The 20,297-nt window shown below is 66.9% G+C and carries 24 protein-coding genes; 7 read left to right on the forward strand and 17 right to left on the reverse strand.

What is annotated here, in order from left to right; genetic code table 11:
• The first annotated feature begins 499 nt into the window (after positions 1–499).
• Positions 500–1,375, forward strand: coding sequence for a site-specific integrase (locus Q0654_RS09585; protein WP_086077241.1), 876 nt, complete (start codon positions 500–502; stop codon positions 1,373–1,375).
• Between the two features lie 7 nt (positions 1,376–1,382).
• Complete coding sequence (locus Q0654_RS09590; RefSeq protein WP_086077242.1) at positions 1,383–2,579, forward strand: IS91 family transposase; 1,197 nt, start codon at positions 1,383–1,385, stop codon at positions 2,577–2,579.
• Positions 2,580–3,196: 617 nt separating this feature from the next.
• Here Q0654_RS09590 and Q0654_RS09595 read toward each other — a convergent pair.
• The 10 genes from Q0654_RS09595 to Q0654_RS09640 all read right to left on the reverse strand — a co-directional run bounded on the left by Q0654_RS09595 (position 3,197) and on the right by Q0654_RS09640 (position 12,295).
• Positions 3,197–3,673, reverse strand: a complete 477-nt coding sequence (locus Q0654_RS09595) for a CopD family protein (protein ID WP_086077243.1) — start codon at positions 3,671–3,673, stop codon at positions 3,197–3,199.
• A gap of 19 nt (positions 3,674–3,692) precedes the next feature.
• Positions 3,693–4,292: an exopolysaccharide biosynthesis protein gene (locus Q0654_RS09600; protein WP_086077244.1), complete on the reverse strand. Its 600-nt coding sequence runs from the start codon at positions 4,290–4,292 to the stop codon at positions 3,693–3,695.
• Between the two features lie 203 nt (positions 4,293–4,495).
• Positions 4,496–4,915: a hypothetical protein gene (locus Q0654_RS09605; protein ID WP_291557458.1), complete on the reverse strand. Its 420-nt coding sequence runs from the start codon at positions 4,913–4,915 to the stop codon at positions 4,496–4,498.
• A 251-nt stretch (positions 4,916–5,166) separates the two neighbouring features.
• A complete protein-coding gene (locus Q0654_RS09610) occupies positions 5,167–5,523 on the reverse strand; it encodes a Na+/H+ antiporter subunit G (protein ID WP_086077246.1) in 357 nt (118 codons plus the stop codon).
• A 10-nt stretch (positions 5,524–5,533) separates the two neighbouring features.
• Positions 5,534–5,806, reverse strand: a complete 273-nt coding sequence (locus tag Q0654_RS09615; protein ID WP_298853187.1) for a K+/H+ antiporter subunit F — start codon at positions 5,804–5,806, stop codon at positions 5,534–5,536.
• A complete protein-coding gene (locus Q0654_RS09620) occupies positions 5,803–6,306 on the reverse strand; it encodes a Na+/H+ antiporter subunit E (RefSeq protein ID WP_086077247.1) in 504 nt (167 codons plus the stop codon). Before Q0654_RS09620 ends, Q0654_RS09615 begins: the two co-directional genes overlap by 4 nt.
• Complete coding sequence (locus Q0654_RS09625) at positions 6,303–7,925, reverse strand: monovalent cation/H+ antiporter subunit D (RefSeq protein ID WP_291557456.1); 1,623 nt, start codon at positions 7,923–7,925, stop codon at positions 6,303–6,305. The genes Q0654_RS09620 and Q0654_RS09625 overlap by 4 nt, the downstream gene beginning before the upstream one ends.
• Complete coding sequence (locus Q0654_RS09630) at positions 7,922–8,266, reverse strand: Na+/H+ antiporter subunit C (RefSeq protein ID WP_086077248.1); 345 nt, start codon at positions 8,264–8,266, stop codon at positions 7,922–7,924. The genes Q0654_RS09625 and Q0654_RS09630 overlap by 4 nt, the downstream gene beginning before the upstream one ends.
• A gap of 2 nt (positions 8,267–8,268) precedes the next feature.
• A complete protein-coding gene (locus tag Q0654_RS09635; RefSeq protein WP_086077249.1) occupies positions 8,269–11,115 on the reverse strand; it encodes a monovalent cation/H+ antiporter subunit A in 2,847 nt (948 codons plus the stop codon).
• A gap of 4 nt (positions 11,116–11,119) precedes the next feature.
• On the reverse strand, positions 11,120–12,295 hold the full coding sequence (locus tag Q0654_RS09640) for a calcium/sodium antiporter (RefSeq protein ID WP_298853205.1): 1,176 nt from the start codon (positions 12,293–12,295) through the stop codon (positions 11,120–11,122).
• Between the two features lie 41 nt (positions 12,296–12,336).
• On the opposite strand from Q0654_RS09640, the gene Q0654_RS09645 reads away from it, so the two are divergent.
• The gene (locus tag Q0654_RS09645; protein ID WP_086077251.1) at positions 12,337–13,218 is read left to right on the forward strand and encodes a LysR family transcriptional regulator; all 882 of its coding nucleotides are present in this window, start codon (positions 12,337–12,339) and stop codon (positions 13,216–13,218) included.
• Between the two features lie 21 nt (positions 13,219–13,239).
• Here the strand turns inward: Q0654_RS09645 and Q0654_RS09650 are convergent, their stop codons facing one another.
• The 6 genes from Q0654_RS09650 to Q0654_RS09675 all read right to left on the reverse strand — a co-directional run bounded on the left by Q0654_RS09650 (position 13,240) and on the right by Q0654_RS09675 (position 17,543).
• Positions 13,240–13,674 carry a hypothetical protein gene (locus Q0654_RS09650; RefSeq protein ID WP_086077252.1) on the reverse strand — a complete coding sequence of 145 codons (435 nt, stop codon included), beginning with the start codon at positions 13,672–13,674 and terminating at the stop codon, positions 13,240–13,242.
• A gap of 53 nt (positions 13,675–13,727) precedes the next feature.
• Complete coding sequence (locus tag Q0654_RS09655) at positions 13,728–13,910, reverse strand: hypothetical protein (RefSeq protein ID WP_086077253.1); 183 nt, start codon at positions 13,908–13,910, stop codon at positions 13,728–13,730.
• 135 nt (positions 13,911–14,045) lie between these two features.
• Positions 14,046–14,843 (reverse strand): metallophosphoesterase, encoded by a 798-nt coding sequence (locus Q0654_RS09660; RefSeq protein WP_086077254.1) that lies wholly within the window; start codon positions 14,841–14,843, stop codon positions 14,046–14,048.
• Positions 14,840–15,805 carry a diacylglycerol kinase family protein gene (locus Q0654_RS09665; protein ID WP_086077255.1) on the reverse strand — a complete coding sequence of 322 codons (966 nt, stop codon included), beginning with the start codon at positions 15,803–15,805 and terminating at the stop codon, positions 14,840–14,842. Before Q0654_RS09665 ends, Q0654_RS09660 begins: the two co-directional genes overlap by 4 nt.
• Before the next feature lie 14 nt (positions 15,806–15,819).
• Positions 15,820–16,338: a YqhA family protein gene (locus Q0654_RS09670; protein ID WP_086077256.1), complete on the reverse strand. Its 519-nt coding sequence runs from the start codon at positions 16,336–16,338 to the stop codon at positions 15,820–15,822.
• Between the two features lie 116 nt (positions 16,339–16,454).
• Positions 16,455–17,543, reverse strand: a complete 1,089-nt coding sequence (locus Q0654_RS09675) for a DUF3616 domain-containing protein (RefSeq protein ID WP_086077257.1) — start codon at positions 17,541–17,543, stop codon at positions 16,455–16,457.
• A 203-nt stretch (positions 17,544–17,746) separates the two neighbouring features.
• Here Q0654_RS09675 and Q0654_RS09680 point away from each other — a divergent pair, with 203 nt between their 5' ends.
• Genes Q0654_RS09680 through Q0654_RS09695 form a run of 4 tightly spaced genes read left to right on the forward strand, consistent with a single transcriptional unit; the run spans position 17,747 to position 19,569 of the window.
• Positions 17,747–18,088 carry a hypothetical protein gene (locus Q0654_RS09680; RefSeq protein ID WP_086077258.1) on the forward strand — a complete coding sequence of 114 codons (342 nt, stop codon included), beginning with the start codon at positions 17,747–17,749 and terminating at the stop codon, positions 18,086–18,088.
• A 27-nt stretch (positions 18,089–18,115) separates the two neighbouring features.
• Positions 18,116–18,832 (forward strand): Bax inhibitor-1/YccA family protein, encoded by a 717-nt coding sequence (locus Q0654_RS09685; RefSeq protein WP_198299132.1) that lies wholly within the window; start codon positions 18,116–18,118, stop codon positions 18,830–18,832.
• Between the two features lie 20 nt (positions 18,833–18,852).
• On the forward strand, positions 18,853–19,119 hold the full coding sequence (locus Q0654_RS09690; protein WP_086077259.1) for a zf-TFIIB domain-containing protein: 267 nt from the start codon (positions 18,853–18,855) through the stop codon (positions 19,117–19,119).
• A gap of 33 nt (positions 19,120–19,152) precedes the next feature.
• Positions 19,153–19,569 (forward strand): TerB family tellurite resistance protein, encoded by a 417-nt coding sequence (locus Q0654_RS09695; RefSeq protein WP_298853199.1) that lies wholly within the window; start codon positions 19,153–19,155, stop codon positions 19,567–19,569.
• 160 nt (positions 19,570–19,729) lie between these two features.
• Here Q0654_RS09695 and Q0654_RS09700 read toward each other — a convergent pair.
• A partial coding sequence (locus tag Q0654_RS09700) for a LysR substrate-binding domain-containing protein (protein WP_298853203.1) occupies positions 19,730–20,297 on the reverse strand: 568 nt, incomplete at its 5' end.

The following is a 20,297-nucleotide window of genomic DNA, read 5'->3' on the forward strand; positions in this document are numbered from 1 at the left end:
GGACCCTTGGCAGATCTACCATGCACTGCTGCAACCGCGCTCGATGCTGCGGGGGTGTTCGGCACTGGAGGGCGTGACGGCCGGCAATCTCGACAAGCTCGTGATGGCGGTGAGCACGACCGTAAAGGAAAACGAGTGGTCCCCGCAGCAGGCGAGGTTGGCCTGAGCGGCGCGCGGCGAACGCCGGCCTCTCGGGCTTGGCATGCATCCCGGTAAGATGCCTATCGAACTGCGCGTCGAGAATGCAGACTCTGATCGCTCATGACCACCCAGTCTGATTGATCTTGGTTAGTAATTCAGACAGCGTGATCGAGCCAACGGCGGGACTCGACCCATAGCAGCCGGCGGTTCAACAGAAGACCGGTCATTCCTGTAGCGAAGGACTAAACCGCTCGCGCGGTAACCCTTCGACGAAGCGTTGAGTGTGTTCGTGGCGCCCGTTGTTCTGCCATGTTGACGGGCGAGGCAATCCGCCTCGCCTATCGACTGGAGCAGAGCCATGGTCTCATTGACGCCCAACGTCTCGCCACTGCGCCAACGCATGATCGAAGACATGCGCATGCGCAAGATGGGAGGCAAGACCCAGATCGGCTACATCCGCGCTGTGCGCCGACTCGCCGCGTTCCTGAAGCGTTCGCCGGACACCGCCGACGCCGACGAGCTCCGGCGCTTCCAACTGCACATGGTCGACACCGGCACCTCGCCGGCCACGATCAACAGCACCCTCAGCGGACTGAAGTTCTTCTTCGACGTCACGCTCGGCCGCGCCGATCTATTGGTCAAGATGCAGCCGGTGCCCCAGCCGCGCAAGCTGCCCGTCGTGCTGAGCTGCGAGGAGGTCGCACGCCTGATCGCCGCGGCGCCGAACCTCAAGTCCCAGGCGGCGCTGTCGGTGGCGTACGGCGCGGGGCTGCGCGCCAGCGAAGTCATCTCCCTGAAGGTCACCGACATCGACAGCGAGCGCATGACGCTGCGCGTCGAGCAGGGCAAGGGCCGCAAGGATCGCTATGCCATGCTCTCGCCGATCTTGCTCGAGCGGCTGCGCGCGTGGTGGCGCCTTGGACACGCGCAAGGCAAGATGCTGCCTAACGGATGGCTGTTCCCCGGCATGAACGTGACGGACCCGTTGACCACGCGCCAACTCAACCGCGCCATCCACGCTGCAGCTGAAGCCGCGCACATCGACAAGCGCGTGTCGATGCACACGCTGCGGCACAGTTTCGCCACTCACCTGCTCGAGCAGAAGGTCGACATCCGTGTGATCCAGGTGCTGCTGGGCCACAAGCGGCTGGAGACCACTGCCCTGTACACGCACGTGGCGACCGAAGTGCTGCGCAAGGTGATCAGCCCGTTGGAGAACCTGCCACCGTCATAGGCGGCCGGTGGGGCGCGCCGCCCTCGAAGTTGCCGACATCTTCCGCATCCACGGACCCGCGTGGCGCGAGGCGCGGCGCGGTCATCTGAGCCTGACGCAGCTCAAGGTCATGTCGGCCATCGAGCAGTGCCGCAGCGCGGCGCTGGGCGGACACGTGCTGCGCTGCGAGGGCTGCGGCACGGACACGGTCGCCTACAACTCGTGCCGCAACCGGCATTGCCCGAAGTGCCAGAGCAGTGCGGCGCAACGCTGGCTCGAGGCGCGACAGGCCGATCTTCTGCCGGTGGACTACTACCACGTGGTCTTCACGCTGCCGGCGCCCATTGCCGACATCGCGTACTACAACAAGGCCGTGATCTATGAGCTGCTGTTCGACGTGGCAGCCGAGACGCTGCAGACCATCGCTGCCGACCCCAAGCACCTCGGCGCTCGCATCGCCGTCACGCTGGTGCTGCACACCTGGGGCTCGGCGCTCACGCACCACCCGCATGTGCACGGGATCGTTCCAGGCGGCGGCCTGTCACCGGACGGCCAACATTGGATCTCGTGTAAGCGGGGCTTCTTCCTGCCCGTGCGCGTGCTGTCACGGCTGTTCCGGCGGCGCTTCCTCGAAGAACTCGGCCGTGCGCACGCCTGCGAGCGGTTGCAGTTCTTCGGCGAGTACGCCGCGCTCAGCGACGCACGCGTGTTCGCGCGGTGGCTGGCGCCGCTGCGCAAGTGCGAATGGGTGGTCTACGCCAAGCGGCCGTTCGCCGGGCCTTCAGCCGTGCTGGCCTACCTGTCGCGCTACACGCACCGCGTGGCGATCTCCAACAGTCGACTCGTCGCGATGGACGAGCGCGGCGTCACGTTCCGCTGGAAGGACCATCGGGCCAAGGGCCGGACGCGCCACAAGACGATGACACTCAGCCCCGACGAGTTCATGCGCCGCTTCCTGCTGCATGTGCTGCCCAGCGGCTTTCATCGCATCCGTCACTACGGGCTGCTCGCCAACAGAGTGCGCAAGAGCAAGCTGGCACTTGCGCGCGAACTGCTGCACGTGGCGCCTGCCCCGGACGCACCGAATGCCGAACCCGCGGCACAACAGCCGCGCGAGCGACCGACCTTCGTGTGCTGGCATTGCGGCAGTGCGATGCACGTCGTCGAGGTTCTGGCGCGCACCCCGCCCATTCGCGCACCGCCGCATCCGGCGGATTCGCCATGACTGCCGTCGCACGCCGGCACTCAATCCGCGCGCTGGCCATGATCCATTCATGGCCGGCACAGCCGGCATGCGCCCAACGGCACGATCGCGGCGATCAGGGGCAACGGCGTCTCTGCCAAACCGCATGCGTTCGAGCGCACGGCTATCGGTTCGACGGTAGCAGCCAGCGGTTCTTCAACTCGCTCGACGCCGAGACCTCGAGACGATCTGCCGAATCCCCATAGGCCGCGCGCGTTCTCAAACCACGGCGACACATGCCGCGGTTTCCTCCCTCGAGGTTTGTCCAACACCTGCCCTCGGTCGGTGTCGCTCGCGGCATCGCCTCTGATCCGGGCAGGTGTCGAACAAACCTAAACGAAGGGCGACCCCAACGACTGCAGCTTCGGCGAGACCAAGGCGCCCGCGCGCACGCTGAAGTGAAACGCGTCGGCAGCGGCAAATCACGGTCGCTCGATGGTCATGCGCGGAGCGGCACTGACCTGGCTGGTGCGGGCCGTCGTCTTCAAAGACTTCACCGTGGATGCCTTCGCCGTGTTTGTGCTTGGTCGCGCGGCTCGGCCGGCTGGCTGCATCGGTGCCGTCTACGCCGAGGGGGCAATGGTCTGCAGGGTCCGGACTCAGGTCGTCCAGCGCATCAGCGTCACGAGCAGCACCAGGACGCCCAGGCCGAGGTTGATCGAGACCCATGTACGAACCTGCGCCAAGGCTGCACCACCGCCGGCCCACTCGGACGCTGTTACGGCCTGGCTGAGCCTCTTGAAAAGCACGAAGCGGATGTGCATGAAGATCGCCACCATGACGACTCCCAGCACTGCCATGACGGTCCAGGCCAGCGGCATCTCGAAGTTGCCCCCCGACTGCACCACCTGCTTGGCCACACGACCCAGCATCCACACGCCACTGGCCAGAGTCAGCAGCGAGGCCACCAGCACGGCTTGGAAGAAGCGCCCGAGCACATCGTGCATCAGCCGCAGCCGCACTGGCGACTCCAGCTGGGCGACCGCCGGTCGCAAGAAGAAGTGCGCAAACACCATGCCGCCGATCCATACGATCATGGACAGCACGTGCAGTGTTTTCAGGGTGGCGTAGATCATCGATCAGTCCCATTCAAAGTCAAACCCATCCCAGGATCCACTCGCTGCCCCAGATCCAGGTCATAAGCAACAGGCCGGTCGTGGTTGTCAATGCCACACCTGACATCAGCAGCCCCAAGATCACTGCAATGCCGTCGCGAAACACCAGTCCGAGCCCGATGAGCATCAGCGCCAGCGCTGGCAGCAGGTTGCCGAAGGGGATCGGCAGCACCACGATGATGGCCATCAATCCGACCACCACGGCAAGCGCCGATCGCCAGGTCGGCCCCACGAGGTGGCTCAGCCGAGCCCTGGCGTGGCGGCCAGCCATCTCGTAGGCAGAAGCCAGACCCTCCAGCACCCGCCGTGCCCAATGGCGCGGCAGTTCGAGATTGGCGACTCCTTGCGGCAGGCATGGCTCGCCTTGACCCCGCCACATGGCGACGGCCAACGCCGCCATCCCAACTCCAAGCACCGTGCCCACGCCCGGCACCGGCAGCAGGCAGGGCATGGCCAGCAACAGCAGCAACGTACCGTGGGCCTCCGGCCCGTGGGCTTGCGCCATCGCCCGCATTGACACCCCTTCCTCCCGAAAGGCTGCGGCCGCGTCGCGCAAACGCTGCGCGATCGGCAGCGTCATGCGTACTCACCCGCAGCCGAGTGCCCGCGCGTCTTCGCAGCCGCTCTGCGCGCCCAGTACCACCGGGCCCAGGCAGGCTTGCCGACGAAGTCGGCCGAGAGGAAGGGAAGCAGGAAGTCCATGGTTCCGTTTCAGAGGATGGAAGAGACGACAGTTCCAGCGCCACACAGGCCGCCGAAGACGCCCAGCAGCGGATCGCGTGCTCAGCCAGCCGCCAGTGAGGAACCGGCGTTGGGCCCGGATCCGCCGCTACTGCGGCGGCGCCACAGCGCAATGAGCAGATGCAACCCGGCGCCCAGCAGCACAAGCAGCACGCTGCCGATGCCCCAGACCACCCACGTCGCCACCGTCACGCCACCAGCCAGGGTCGGTGCGGCCTGCAGCAGGCTGTCGATCGCGGGCCCCAGGCCGGCCAGCAGCTGGCTCGCCCACTGCGCGATTTCCGGCGGCACCCAGGGCGCCAGCCAATCGGGCAGGGCCATGTTGGCGACGCCCGATGCGGCACCGGGCATCGCGCCGGCACTCGAAACCGCCCAGACCGCAACGGCATGCAGTGCCCAAGCGGTGACGGACCAGAACGCCAGCAACGCGACGACGACGAACCAGTTGAGGGCGTAGAACATGATGGGATCTCCGTGAGCGACAGACTGAACGACAGTGTGGCGATGGAAACGCTCTAAACAAACCATGGTCCTTCACACTTGGGGTTCGGTTTTCCTGAACCTCAGGTGCCAGCCGATGGCCGCCATCGTCAGCGCTTCAGAGCGCCCTGGTGCCCGGCGGTGCCCATCGAGCCCCCGCGGGGGGCTCAAGAAGTAACCGAACCACGATTGCTTGAGAGTCGTCACCGGGAAAGGCCGCCCTATGTTCGACATCAAGGGCGCGCGGATATCGCGCCGGCCGACCCCGTAGGCGGTGTGGGCCGCAGCCCGGGAGCATGTTTCAGCGCTAGTTGCACCAGCAGATGCGCCGACACCGGCGCGGTCAGGAACAAGAACAAGGCAATCAGCGCCTCATGAAAGCTGGGCTTGCCGGCCACGGCGGCCACCAGCGCCGATGCCAGTAGCACGCAGCCCACGCCCAGCGTGGTGGCCTTGCTCGGCCCGTGCAGGCGCTTGAAAAAGTCAGACAACCGCGCCAGGCCAATCGACCCGATCAGCGCGAAGGCGGCACCGATCACCAGCAGCGCGGCGGCCAAGGCGTCAGCCCATAGGGGTAGGTTCTGGATCATCGGCAGAGCCTCATTCGGTGATGTCTCGGCGCAGCAGGAATTTGGCCATCACCACCGTGCCGATGAAGCCCAGCAACCCAATGAGCAGCGCCACTTCGAAGTAGTGCTTGTGGCCAAAGGCCAGCCCCAGGGTGACCAGCAGCGCCAGCGCGTTGATGTAGAGCGTGTCCAGTGCCAGGATACGGTCGGGCAGACCGGGGCCGCGCAGCAAGCGCCAGGCCGCCAGGGCCAGGGCCAGTGTCAGCACGCCCAGCACCCAGGGCAGCACGGCAGCGACCATCATCCGAACACCTCCATCAGCAGCGCTTCGTAGCGCGATTTGATATCGGCCGCGATCGCGGCGGCGGCTGCATCGTCCGGCGCATGCAGCGCGTGCACCAGCAGCCAGCGGCGGTCGTCGCTCAGCTCGGCCGAGATCGTGCCCGGGGTGGTGGTGACGATGCCGGCCAGCAGCACGATGGCGAGCGGATCCCGAAGATCGATCGGAACCCACACGAAACGCGGCTGGATCGCGGCGTCTGGACCGAGCACGCGGCGGGCCACGTCGAGGTTGCTGCGCAGGATGTCCCAGAGCACCACGATGACCAACCTCATCAGCGCCTGCCATGAGCGCAGCGGCGAGCGTGCCGGCCGAAGCGGCATCAGCAGCCAGGGGATGGTCAGCGCCAGCAGCGCACCCAGCAGCCACTGGCCGGGCGAAGCCGACTCGTTGAGCATCAGCCACGCCAGCAGCAGCGCAACGCTCGTCATCGGCGAGGGCAACAGACGGTGGCGCAGGCTCATTTCAGGTCTCCTCGTTCGCGCATCTCGCGCCGCACATCCGCCGTCGCCGGCAACGGTTGTGCGCCGAGCACGGCCTTCACGTAGCTTTGCGGCGCGAACAGCTGTGCCGCAGTGGCGGCGGTGTAGCGCGCGATAGGGCCGGCGGCCACGGCGCACAGCACCACGGCAGCCAACGCGCCGACGGTGGCTGCGCGCGCCAGGCCGGGCTGGCCCGTGGGGTCTTGGGCGCGGTCAGGCATGCCTGAGGCCGGCCCGCTGCCATGCTCCCAGAACAACACACTGCCGGCGCGCGCCAGCGCCACCATTACCATAAGACTTGACGACAACACGCCGGCCACCACCCAGCCCGCCCAAGGCGTCGCACCGGCAGCCCGAAGCAGCAGCGCCTTGCCCATGAAGGCAGCGAGTGGTGGCACACCGGCCACCGCCACTGCCGCGACGAAGAAGCCGATGCCCAGCGGCGCCCAGGCCGCAGGACGCTGACCGGGCTGCAGCCTGTCACTGCCGCCGCGCGCGGCTGCGATCCGGTCGGCCAGCAGAAACCAGGCGCAGGCCACCAGAGTGCTGGGCACCAGGTAGAACAGCCCGGCAGCCAGGCCGGATTCACTGCCCAGGCCAGTGGCCAGGAGCAGGGTGCCAGCCGACGCCACCACCAAATAGGCCACCAGGGTGCGCAGCCGCAATGCCGCCAGTGCGCCGAGGGCCGCCAGCACCAGCGTGGCCAGGGCGAGCATGGACAGCAGCGGCAACGCGCCGGTGACCAGGCCCGCCGGCACGAACAGCGTAGTGGCACGCACGATGGCGTACACGCCCACCTTGGTCAGCACCGCGAACAAGGCCGCCGTGGGCGCGCTGGCGCTCGCGTAGGTGTCGGTCAGCCAAAAGTACAGCGGCAGCAGCGCCGCCTTCACCGCAAACACCACCAGCAGCATCAGCAGCGCCGACTGGGCCAGGCGCTGGTTCTGCGCAGCCAGTTGCGGCAGCTTCACCGCCAGGTCGGCCATGTTCAGCGTGCCCGCCACCGCATACAGCAAACTCACCGCGACGAGGAACAGCGCCGAGCCGGCGAGGTTGAAGACCACGTAGTGCACGCTGGCCTTCAGGCGCTCGCGGGTGGCGCCGTGCAGCAGCAGGCCGTAGCTGGCGGCCAGCAGCACCTCAAAGAAGACGAACAGGTTGAAGAGGTCGGCCGTGAGGAAGGCGCCATTCAAGCCCATGAGCTGAAACTGGAACAGTGCGTGGAAGTGACGCGACGGCGTTTCGTGCCGGCGGTCGTCGCCGGCGAGCGCGTAGGTCAATGCTGCGGCGGCCACCAGGGCGGTGACGAGCAGCATCAAGGCCGACAGTCGGTCCAGCGCCAGGGCAACGCCGTGGGGCGCGGCCCAGTTGCCAAGCAGGTAGGCGTGCACCGTGCCGTGGTCGGCCTGCTGCACCAGCAACGCGGCCAGCAGCACCCCGGCGGCCACAGCGGCGGCCGACACCACCGGCACCCAGCGCGACGCGGCCCTTTCCAGCAACAGCAGCGCCGCGCCGGCCACCAAGGGCAGCACGATGGGGAGCACCACCTCATGCCCCCCCGGCAAGAGCGTGGCGGCGGCATTCATCGCGGCCACTGTCATCGCAGCGGCTCCTCGCCATCCACATGGTCGCTGCCGACTTCGCCGCGGGTGCGCAGTGCGATGCCCAGCAGCAACGCCGTCATCGCAAAGCTGATGACGATGGCTGTCAGCACCAGCGCCTGTGGCAGCGGATCAGCATGCGTCGCGAGCGTTGCAGCCACGCCCGGCTCGACGATGGGCACTGCGTTCACCTGGACCCGGCCCATCGCGAAGATGAACAGGTTGACCGCGTAGCTCAGCAGCGTGAGGCCGAGGATGGTGTCGAAGGTGCGCGCACGCAGCAGCAGCCAAATGCCGCTGGCGGCCAGCGTACCGATGAACAGGCTGAGCAGCAGCAGCATGGTCAATCCGTGGGTGGTGCCGCGGCAGGGCGCGACAGGCGGGCGATGGCCAGCAGCATGGCCATCGTCGCGCCCACCACCACCAGGGTCACGCCCAGGTCAAAGGCCGAAGCGCTGGCCAGCGGCACGCCGCCGATGCCGGGCAGCCACGGGTAGTCGTAGGTGGTGGTGAGGAACGGCGCCGCGAACCACCAGCTCGCCAGCCCCGTGGCGGCGGCCAGCGCCAGGCCCCAGCCGATCCAGGCGCGGAAGTCACCGCCCAGCAATGGGCTGCGTTCACGCACCCAGGTCTGGCCATGCGCCACCTGCATCAACACCAGGCCGATGGCCAGCACCAGGCCGGCGATGAAACCGCCACCCGGCAGGTTGTGGCCGCGCAGGTACAGGAACACGGAGGTCAGCACCACGAAGGGCAGCACCAGCCGCGCCACGCGCTGCAGCATCAACGGATGGGCCTGACCACTGGCAACAGGTGTCTGTGCTGCCGGCGGCACCCAACCGGCCAACAACGCATGCAGCGTCAACGCGGCGATGCCCAGCACGGTGATCTCGCCCAAGGTGTCGAAGCCGCGGTAGTCGACGATGATCACGTTGACGACGTTGGCACCACCGCCCAGCGGCAGCGCGGTGGCGAAGAAGAAGTCGCTGATGCTCTGGCCCGGCCGTGTCAGCACCATCCACACCAGCGCCGCCACGCCCAAGCCCACTGCCAAGGCCAGTGCGGCGTCACGCCACGGGTGCCAGCGGTCGCCGCGCTCCGGCGGGCTCTCCTCGGGCAGCCATTTCAGCGCCAGCATGAGCAGCACCAGGCTCACCACTTCCACCAGCAGTTGTGTCAACGCCAGATCGGGCGCCGACAGGCCGACGAACACCAGGCAAACCACCAGCCCGGCACCGCCCATCAGCAGCACCGCCACCAGGCGCTGCCGATGCAAGAGCGCCGTGCCCACTGCGGCGGCGCTGCCCAGCAGCCCCAGCAAGAGCGCCAGTGGGTGCAGGCCCTGCAGGTGCAGCGCTGCCGGCTGCGCGGACGGCCCCCACGACAGCACGAAAGGCGCCGCCCCGGCGGCCAGCGCCATCAGCACCAGCAGCAGCAGGTAGCGCTGCAGGCTTCCGTTTTGCAGCGCATCCACCAACCCGCGGGCCGCGGACACCCCGCCTGCCTGCATCAGTGAGAAAAGCTCGCGCCCACCCGCCACTGCCCAACCCGGCAGGCGCGTGACGTGGTGCAGGTTCAGGCCGCGCTGCAATGCGACGTAAAGCACCACGCCGACGGCGACGGCCACGCCGCTCATCAGCAGCGCGCCGTTGAAGCCATGCCAGACCGCCAACTCGTAGGCAGGCAGCGCTGGTCCAGGCGCCCCATACAGCGCGGCCTGCGCGGCCACCGCCAACAGCGGCCCGGCCACCAGCGCCGGTGCCAGGCCTACCGCCAGGCACAGCAGCACCAACAGCATGACCGGCAGCCGCATGAAAAACGGGGGCTCGTGCGGGGTCTTCGGCAGCCCCACCGGCTCGCCATTGAAGAAGGTGTCGTGGATGAAGCGCAGCGAGTAAGCCACGCTCAGTGCGCCGGCCAGTGTGGCTGCGACGGGCAGCAGCCATTCCATCGCCGCATGCGAGTCTTTGGCCAGTGCTTCGGCAAAGAACATCTCTTTGCTGAGAAAGCCGTTGAGCAGTGGCACGCCGGCCATGCTGAGAGACGCCACGATGCCCAGGGTGGCGGTGAAAGGCATCAGCTTCATGAGGCCGTTGATGCGCCGCAGGTCGCGCGTGCCGCATTCATGGTCGATGATGCCGGCGCTCATGAACAGGCTGGCCTTGAAGATCGCGTGGTTGAGGATGTGGAACACCCCGGCCACCACGGCGAGCGGCTCCGACAGGCCGAACAGCAGCGTGATCAAGCCCAGGTGGCTGATGGTGCTGTAGGCCAGGAGGCCCTTCAGGTCGTGCTGGAAGATCGCGATGTAGGCACCCAGCAGCATCGTGACCAAGCCGACGCTGGTGACGATCCAGAACCAGGGCTCGCTGCCGCCCAGTGCCGGGTACAGGCGCGCCAGCAGGAACACGCCGCACTTCACCATCGTGGCCGAATGCAGGTAGGCCGAGACCGGCGTGGGCGCGGCCATCGCGTGCGGCAGCCAGAAGTGAAACGGAAACTGCGCGCTCTTGGTGAAGGCGCCCAGCAGCACCAGCACCAGCGCCACCTCATACAGCGCATGGGCACGCAGGCGGTCACCCGAGGCAAGCACCACGTCGAGCTCAAGGCTGCCGACGATGTGGCCTATCAGCAGCGCACCGGCCAGCAGGCACAGCCCGCCGGCGCCGGTGACGGTCAAGGCCATGCGGGCGCCCTCGCGTGCATCGCGGCCCACATCGTCGCGGCCATGCCAAAAGCCGATGAGCAGGAAGCTGGCCAGGCTGGTGAGTTCCCAGAACAGCACCAGCAGCACCAGGTTGTCGGCCAGCACCACGCCCAACATCGCACCCATGAACAGCAGCAGGAAGACGAAGAAGCGCCCACTCGGGCTGTGCGGATCGGCGGGGTCCAGGTACCAGGCTGCGTAGAGCGCCACCAGCGCGCCGATGCCACCGATCAGCAGCACGAACAGCCAAGCCAGGCCGTCCATCCGAAAGCCCAGGTCGAGCCCGAGCGCAGGCAACCATTCAACGCTGGCGCCCAGCACCTGGCCGCCCAAAACAGCCGGTGTCGCCTGCAGCGCGAGTACCGTCACCCCCAAGGCCGTTGCGCCAGCCAGCGCAGCCTGCAAGCGGCGGGCACCGGCTGGCAGGCTCGCCACCAGGGCCGCGCCCAACCACGGCAGCACGCTAAGCACGAACAGACTCATCGGCTTACTGCGCCGGGACAGCGGCCGACCGGCGAATCATCATCACCACCAGCGTCACCACCGTCAGCGGCACGACAAAACTCATCATCACGCCCGAGTAAGCGGGCAGCGCGTCGTGCTGCTGCGCGGCCAGGATCAGGTAGGCCACGTAAGCGATGTAGTAGCCGAGAAAGACGCCACCTTCCCAGCGTGCGATCTCACGGCCGGTCATGAACACCGGCAGGCAGGCCAGCGCCACCGCCAACATCACCCAGATGTCGAAGGACAGCAGCGACGGCGCCATCACCAGGCCCAGATCACCCGACACCAAGCCCGACAGACCCAGGCAACCCAGGATGTTGAAGGTGCTGCTGCCCACCACATTGCCCACCGCGATATCGCGCTCGCCCTTGAGCGCCGCGGCGATGCTGGTGGCCACCTCGGGCATGCTGGTGCCGGCGGCCACGATGGTCAGCCCGATGACCAGATCACTCACGCCCATGGCCTTTGCGAAGCCAACCGCCGAATCCACCAGCAAGTCAGAACCGAACACCAACGCCACCAGGCCGACGCCGATGAGACCCGTCTGCACCGCCCAGTGGCTGTCCCAGGCGCCCTGCGCGGCAGGCTGCAGCTCGCCGGCGAACTCGTCCTTCGCGGCTTGCGTCTCGCGGCGCGACTGCACCACCAGGAACACGGTGTAGGCCAACACCAGAGCGAACATCAGGCCACCGTCGGTCATCGACAACCGCCCGTCCAGCCCCAGCGCCAACAACAGCAGGCTGGCGCCCAGCATGATGGGCACCTCCTGGCGGATCAACTGGATGTTGACGACCAGCGGTGTGATCAACGCGCTTAAGCCCAAGATGAACAGCACGTTGAAGATGTTGCTGCCCACCACATTGCCGATGGCGATGTCAGTGCGGCCGTCCATCACGGCGCCGACGCTCACCGCCAACTCCGGTGCGCTGGTGCCGAAGGCGACGATGGTCAAGCCGACCACCAGCGGGCTGATGCCGAAGGACAGTGCCAGCTTCGATGCACCGCGGACCAGGATGTTGGCGCCGACGACCAGCAAGATCAGGCCGGCGACAAAAGTCAGGAGACTCATGGGGATGGGTGAGGTTGGTTCGATGCAACGCGCGTCGAGGATGCCAAGACCGCCAGTGTACCGCCCCGCTGGTCTTGAAAGAACCTGCATGAATCGCACCTAATATTCGGTTTTTCCGAACCGGAGGATGCATGCTGAATTATCGCCATCTTCACTACTTCTGGGTCGTCACCAAGGAGGGCGGCTTCGCCCGCGCCGCCGAGCGGCTGGACATGGCGGTGCAGACCATCAGCGCGCAGGTGCGGGAGCTGGAGAAATCGCTGGGCCACCAGCTCCTCAAGCCCTCAGGCCGCGGCGTGGCCCTCACCGAGGCGGGCCAGGCCGCCTTCGCCCGCGCCGAGGAGATCTTTCAGCTCGGCCAGGGCATCCCCGACGAGGTGCGCGAAGCGGCCAGCGGCAAGGTGGCCCGCCTGGCGGTCGGGCTCTCCGACGGCATCTCCAAGCTTGCCGCCCATGCGCTGCTGGAGCCGGTGTTGAGCACCCCCAACCTTCGGCTTGTCTGCCACGAGGGCGAGTTCGAGCAACTGCTCAGCGAACTGGCGCTGCATCACCTGGACCTGGTTCTCGCCGGCCAGGCCGCACCGCGCAACCCGAACCTGCGCCTCACCAGCGAGCGCCTCGTTGAGTCACCGGTCGAGTGGTATGGCCCGGCCCGGCTGGTCGGCAAGACCGAGCGCGACCGCTTTCCGCAAAGCCTCAACGACCTGCCGGTGCTGCTGCCCACGGGCCACTCGGCGCTGCGACCGAGGCTGGACCACTGGTTCGAGACGCAGGGCCTGCGGCCCCGCATCGCCGGCGAGTTCGAGGACAGCGCGCTGCTCGCGGTATTCGCGGCTCGCGGCCTGGGCGTCTTCCCGGTCAGTCGGCTCGGCGCGGACGACGTCGGCCTGATGCGCGGGCTTCGCTTGCTGGGAACCAGCGATGGTGTGAAGGAGGAGATCCACGCCATCCGCTCGCGTCGCGGCCAGCACCACCCCCTGGTGATGCAGGTGGTGGCTGCGGCTCGCCCTTGAACGCGTCTTGATCGCTCCCGATCAGGCAGCGTGGCGATAGGCCACCTTCGTGGAGCTCGCCTCCTCTCCATCGAAGAGCTTCCAATGGTGACGAGCCGCCTCCACCACCAAGGTTTCGCCGTCGGCGAGATGGCCATCGGCCCGCGCCGCGGCCAAGGACAGACGCAGCACCTTCCTTTGCAGCGCCGGATCCGAGATCTCGGCCATCAATGACGCCAAGGCGCTGTCATCGACGTTCCCCATGAGCGAACCTGTCTCGTACCCAACCGCCAGCAGTTCTTCGCACAACGTGTGAACGATGTGCGGCAGGAACTGGGGCTCCAGCCCGAGTTCGCGCTCCGCGCCCAACTTCTTGAGGATGTCGAACTCGGAACTGCACACGTGACCGTCGGAAATGAGCACCAACGCGACGATGCGCGCGGCGGCTTCTGGGCTGTTGTGGGGGTAGCTGCGCATGGAGGATCTCCGTTGAAAATGGTCAGGCTGAGGAGACAAGCTGGGTTTCGGACTCAGTCGCCCCGGACGGGATGGCGCCGGTCTGACTGGCGTGTCCGGCGCTCGGCCGAGATCGGGATGGGAATGAGCACCGGTTCCTGCCGCGGCACCCATTCCCTGAGAGCTTCCTTCAGCAAGCGCAGGCCCTGTACGAGGCCGGCAAACACGAGGGACGCGAGATGCAACGAGAGCTTCATGGCGGGTGAGCCCGGGAGTGATTACAGACTGGAATATTCGTCTGGTTGAACTTCGGAAGAAGCGGCCATTCCAAGACTTCAACTCAGGAAAATACGAACTCGCCAGAAGATGATGCGCCCACCGCAAAGCCGCACTCAGGTCCGGTCCGGCCGGACCTCGCTGACCTTGGCGAGCCGGAAGGCCCGGTCGTCGGTCTGGTAGTCCCACTGCTCGATCCGACAGCTTCCTGGCGTCGCATCCGCGCCCCAGCGAAGAAGGTTCACCGAGTTGGGCACGCCATCACGCACGCGGGACGACACGGCCGTGCCCGCCTGCACGACCCACAGAGGGCGCGCCAGGCCTTGCAGCGGCATGACGTAGGGGAGGTGGATGTGACCGCCGATGACGAGGTCGGCGCCGGCCTCAGCCCAGCGCCGCAGCGCGACCGCATGGCCGCGCAAACGGTTGGACACGTCCTCGGCGCGCGTGACGGCGATGGGCTGGTGCACCACGATCACGCGCAGCTGCGCAGGGTCGGCACGCTCAACCAGGCGCGCCGCACGGTCGATCTGCAAAGCGGAGACCTCACCGTCCTTGTGTCGCCACGGACGCGTGGTGTTGACGCACACCACCAGGAGTTCCGAAGATCGGTGCACGGGCTCGAGATCCGTCCCGAACGCGGTGCTGTACCGCCCATACGGGCTGTGCAGGCGTGCCCACAAATCGAACAGCGGGATGTCGTGGTTGCCCGGCACCGCCAGCACGGGCGCGGCCAGGCGGTCCGTGAAGGCGCGAGCGGCGCAGAACTGCGCGGGTCGGGCCCTCTGCGTAATGTCGCCGGACAGCACGACCAGATCGGGCCGCTGCTGGCGTGCCAATTCGGTCAGCGCGTCGACGACGGTCGGCTGCTCGGTGCCGAAGTGCGAGTCGGAGATCTGCAGCAAGACGGTCATCCGCTGGCCTCCACGCGCCGCGGCGCCAGCAAATACAGCGGCCTGGCGAGCACGCGGAAATCCAGCGGTGCACGCAGCGTCGTCACCTCGCCGTCGAAGGCCACCTTGACCCCGCGGCGCCCTTGCGGCAGCGTCGGATTGACCACCATGTGCTGAAATTCGAAGCGTTCCACCCCGGCGGCCTCGCCGAGGCGGCCCATCGCCCCGTGCAGCATCAGCCCGATCATCGGCAGCGCGCCGATGGGCCGCAGCATCAGGGCGGCCATGCTGCCGTCACCCGGCGTGCCGGCGACCGTGTCCTCCGGCTCGGCGCCGAGCTGCTGCAGCTGGAGCCAGTTGTTGCCGACGAAAAGCGTCAAGGTCTGCACGTCGCGCACCGTGCCACCCATCTCGATGTGCACGCGCAGCTTGCGCTGCGCGCGCAGCAGCGTTGCGCAGGCCGCCACAAAGGCCACCCAGCGGCTGCGCCCGAAGCGCGCCTTGTAGGCCTCGCGGTCCTCCAGCAGCTCAGGGTAGAGCCCGAGGCTGGCGTTGACGAGAAACACGCGATCGTTGACACCCGCCACCTGCACCGGGACAGACGCCGACCGCAGCAGCAATCGGACCGCTTCAGTCGGGTCGACGGGAATGCCGTGCGTGCGGGCAAAGTAGTTGAACGTGCCCTGTGGCACCACGCCCATGGCGCAGCCTGTGGCGTGTGCGGCCTGCGCCACGGTGTTGAGCGTGCCGTCGCCGCCGACGGCGACCACGGCAGTGCGGGTGGCGATCGCCCTTGCCGCAGCCTGGTGAGACACGAAGCTCAACTCGGCGGGGCTGCAGAAAAGCAAGTCTCCCCGCCGTCCACCCGCCCGCAGCGCAGCTTCGATGACTTCGCGCTTCGCTTCCGCCTCGCTGCTGCCCGCCGCCGCATTGACGACGAACTGCAGCGCGGAAGCGGAGTCGATTTCCGGGAGAGCGGCCATGGCGCCGTGCCCGCTCAGGTCTTTTCCCGCGTCAAGCGCTCCGCAAAGGAAATACCGATGGCAGAGAGCACGAAGGTGAAGTGGATGACCGCCACCATCGTCACGATCTGGATATTTTCCAAGCTCAGGTCGCCACTCAGGTAGGTCTTCAAGGCATGCACGCCAGAGATCGAGATGATGGCGAACGCCAGCTTCAACTTGAGGTTGTAGGTGTTGACGTGGTCCAGCCAGTCGGGCTTCTTCATGTCCTTCTTGTCGAAGTGCCCCGTGGTCACGAAGAGCGACACACCGGCAAGCGCCACCACCCAAACCAACTGCGCCACCATCGTCATGTCCACCAGCTCCAGCACCTTGATGATCAGATCGATCTTCGCGAGATCGCCGAACAGCAAGGTGCTCATCAGCTTGTAGGTTTCCAGCAGGAACTTTCCCAGAATGCCGAAGATGATCGCCACCAGACCCACATAGAAAAAAAGCATGGTGAATCTCATGCCGTAAAGCAGCGACCCGACCCTTGATAGCAGCATTTCCATTCTTGTCTACCTTGAAACAGAGCCGACAGTTACGTCAAACAGCGAACCAGCCGAAGCTTCCTGCGCCGCGCGGGCCAGTTCGCCCAGGCGGCTGAAGCAGACCGCGGCGGACGATCTCAATCGTGGCGCAGCAGGTCACCGAAGACGGTGTGCTCGCCCTCCTTGCGATCGGCGCCAGGCGCGTCGTACAGCACGAGCCAGCGCGCCTTGCCGCCCGACAGCGTCGGTGGCAGGTCACAGATCGCTTCGGCACGGTTGGTGCCGCGGCCGTGCGGCAGGGGCACCGACTCGGTCAGCGCCGACTCGAAGCGCACAGGCTCGCGGTTGGCAGCCAGCAAGGGCCGCGCGGCCGGCCACTTGAAGACGCGGATGTCGCCGTTCAGCACTATCGTCGGGCCGGCCAGGATGTAGAGGTCGTCGCCTGAGAAGTGCAGGTCCCGCACGCCCAGGCCGTCGAGCTGCAGGAAGTGCTTGCGGACCAGCGTGCCGCTGTCGTCCAGGGGCGCCAGTCGCAGCTGATCGCCGCGACCCTCCACCGCGATCTCGAGCAGCGCTGACCAGCCGCGAAGCACCGGGCCGCGCAGGCCGAGTAGCAGCCGACGGGCGTCCACGGCCAGGCCTTCGATGTCGAAGCCGTTGTCCTTGCCCGGGATGGCCATGTATGGCCCGAAGTGGGGGTCATCGGCGAGCGCACGGGTGAGCAGGTTCGTCTGCGCATCACCTTTCAGGAGCAGCGCCCGACGGCCGTCCCGGGCCTGGCGTACCAGGCAGGGCTCGCCCTGGGCGTCGGGCTCGATGGGCACGCAGGCCAGCAGGCGACGATTGCCGTCCAACGCCACCTTTGCCAGCCGCTTGGCGTTGTCGGCGTGCGCTCGATCCGGTTTGGCGTTCTTGCGCTGCAGGCCATGCGAGCCGACCACCCAGAGGAAGCCGTCGGCCACGGCCATGCCTTCCAGGTCGGCCTCTTCCCCGGCCGCGCCGGGCAGGTCCAGCAGATCGGCGAGCGGGAAGTCGCGCACCTCGCCGAAGCGCAAGGCCTCTCGCCCCACGGGGTCGAGCCGGCGTAGGCGGTCCAGGCCGCAGGCTTCGTCGCCCGCCACCCAGAGCCAGTCGCCGGTGAAGGCCGCGCCGGACAGATTGGATTGAACCAGGGAGTCAGGGGCGAACTCCAGACGGACGGCATTGGCGGTTCGAGCGTTGGGCATCGGGTGCTTCTCCAATGAGTGACGTGCCAGAAGGCTCGCGTGCTGCAACGCGTTCCGATCGGAGCCGTCAAACCCCGGAGTCTGCGGCCGAAGCTCAGTCCAACGTTCAGGTTTATCCGATGTTCACGTTCTTGAAAGACTGCTTTTCCAGAACCGTCAGGCGCCCCACATTCCGTCTGTCCCTCAACCGATGGAGATCCGTGATGCAAGTGCTCTTCAAGTCCCGCCATCCGCAAGCCACTGACTTGCGCGACCTGACCGAGCGCCGCGTGCGCTTCGTGCTGCGACGCCTGGGCTGGTTGGTGCCGCGCGCGGAGGTGCAGATGTCGGACGTGAACGGACCGCGCGGCGGCATCGACAAGCGCTGCCAGGTCGAACTCCGGACCGATGGCGCCGGGTCGGTCGTCGTCGCCTCCGTGGCCAACGACTGGCGCACGGCGCTCGACAACGCGCTTGCGCGCGCTGCGCGCTTCCTCATGCGCCTGTGGCGCCGGGGCAGTGACCCCCGCCGCATGCGCCAACGCCTCATCAGTTACGAACGCTGAACTCGAACGACCCCAGGACTCGACACCATGAACTCCATGACGCCCATCCCCTCGACCGCTCGGCCGGAAACCGCGCATTCGGCGCCGATCGCCGCAGGCAACGCGGCACCCACGGATGTCGCCGGTACGAGCCGTGTGCTGCGCAACGCGTACGCCTTGCTGTCGATGACGCTGCTGTTCAGCGCGGCCATCGCCGCTGCCAGCGTGGCGTTCCAGCTGCCGGCGCCGGGCCTCCTGCTGACCCTGGGCGGCTACTTCGGACTGCTCTTTGCCGTCTACAAGTTCAAGAACAGCGGCTGGGCCTTGCCGGCGGTGTTTGCGCTGACGGGCTTCATGGGCTACTCCCTGGGGCCGGTGCTGAACAAGTCGCTGGCACTGCCCGGCGGTGCACAGGTCGTGACCCTGGCCCTGGCGGCCACGGGCGCCACCTTCCTGGCCTTGTCGGCCTGGGTCTTGACGACCCGTCGCGACTTCAGCTTCATGGGCGGCTTCCTGTTCGCCGGCATGGTCATCGCGCTGATTGCCGGCCTGGGCGCCGTGTTCCTGCAGATCCCGGCGCTGGGCCTGGCCGTGGCCGCGATGGTCGCGCTGCTGTCGGCCGGCCTGATCCTGTTCGAGACCAGCCGGATCGTCACCGGTGGCGAAACCAACTACGTGCTGGCCACCGTCGGCCTCTACGTCTCGATCTTCAACCTGTTCACGAGTCTGCTGAGCCTCTTCGGCTTCGGCAGCTCGGATGAATGAACCCGCACCAGGAACACCTCATGAAATGCCCCACCTGCACCGACACCGCACTCGTGATGAGCGATCGCCAGGGCGTCGAGATCGACTACTGCCCGCAATGCCGCGGCGTCTGGCTGGATCGCGGCGAACTCGACAAGCTGATCGAGCGTTCGGGCGCGATGACGCCAGTTCCTGCCGCCAGCGCGTCAGCGCAATCACAGCCGCAATTCGCGGACTCCGACTACGAGCATGGCCGAGGCCAGCAGGGCAACCGCAAGAAGTCCTGGCTGAGCAACATCTTCGACTGACCCGCGACCCACAGCACCCACGCGAGACCCATGATGCGCAGCTATCCCGTGAACAGCCCGCAGGCCGCAGCCCGCATCGTCGCCCTGACCGTGTTCGCCGACGGCGATATCGGAGACGCCGAGATCGCTTGGCTCGACCGCCTGGTCGTGCATGAGCAGTTGGGGCTGACGCGACATGAGTTGCAAGCAGTGCTGGACACCTTCTGCGAAGACTTGCTTTCGAGCGACCAGTTGAAATGGGCCGACGCCTGCCCGGTGGACGAGCGCACGCTGGCGGATCTGATGGGTGAAATCCAGGACCCTGCGCTGCGGCTGAAACTACTGCGCCTGTGTGTCGAACTGGCTGAAGTCGACGCCCGGGTCCACGAAGGCGAGTCGATGGTGCTCGTCGCCGCGGTCGAGCATTGGGGCTTGCACCGTGAGATGTTTCGGCCGTCGTCCCGTAGCTGACCGGCTCTCCTTGCCTGAACAATCCGCGGTTTAGGTCTTTGGGCCTGCGGTGGGCAAGTCGAAAGTGCCCCATGGAGTGCCCGGGATCGTGCAGCCATCGAAATGGCTGTCCGCTATGGAGACACGACGGCTATGTCGGCTGATGGCCGCGTGCCGCCGGCTACAGGCGATGACTATGATCGTCGGGCCACGTGCTCACGTGGCCGGATGGCCTGTTCAGTAACAGTGGTATCCGCAGAGCACGACGTTGCTCAGTAGGTACTTCGAGGTCCCCGGACACGCTGCGAGCACGTTGGATGAACCTCGCCATGGGTTCGGTCAGGCGCGCCAGGGGATGCAGGAGGTAAGCCATCACGACGGTCGGTGCGCCAGCCAGCGGCCGCGCGGCGATGCCGCGGTTCAGGTAGCCAGCAAGCCTCGCAGACGGCGCGACGACGAGGCCGTACCCGGCTGACACGAGCGTCATCGCGATGTCGAAGGAGCTGACCAGCTGCTCCCGATCCTGCAGCGCATCCCCGAGGACACGCTGCGCCACAGCGCGCCACGGCTCGCCGGCCGTTGACTGCGCACGGATCAACGGCTGCTTGAGCACTTCCTGGCACGGCACTTCACGGTAGGCCAGCAAGTGGGAGCGCTTGGCCACGGCGACCGCCAGCGTGTCATGCCACAGCGGTTCGCATACCCAGCCAGGCCACTGCCGGGCAACCGCAGACAAGGCGAAGTCGAAG

This window comes from uncultured Aquimonas sp. (assembly GCF_937888285.1).
GTDB lineage: Bacteria > Pseudomonadota > Gammaproteobacteria > Xanthomonadales > Xanthomonadaceae > Aquimonas.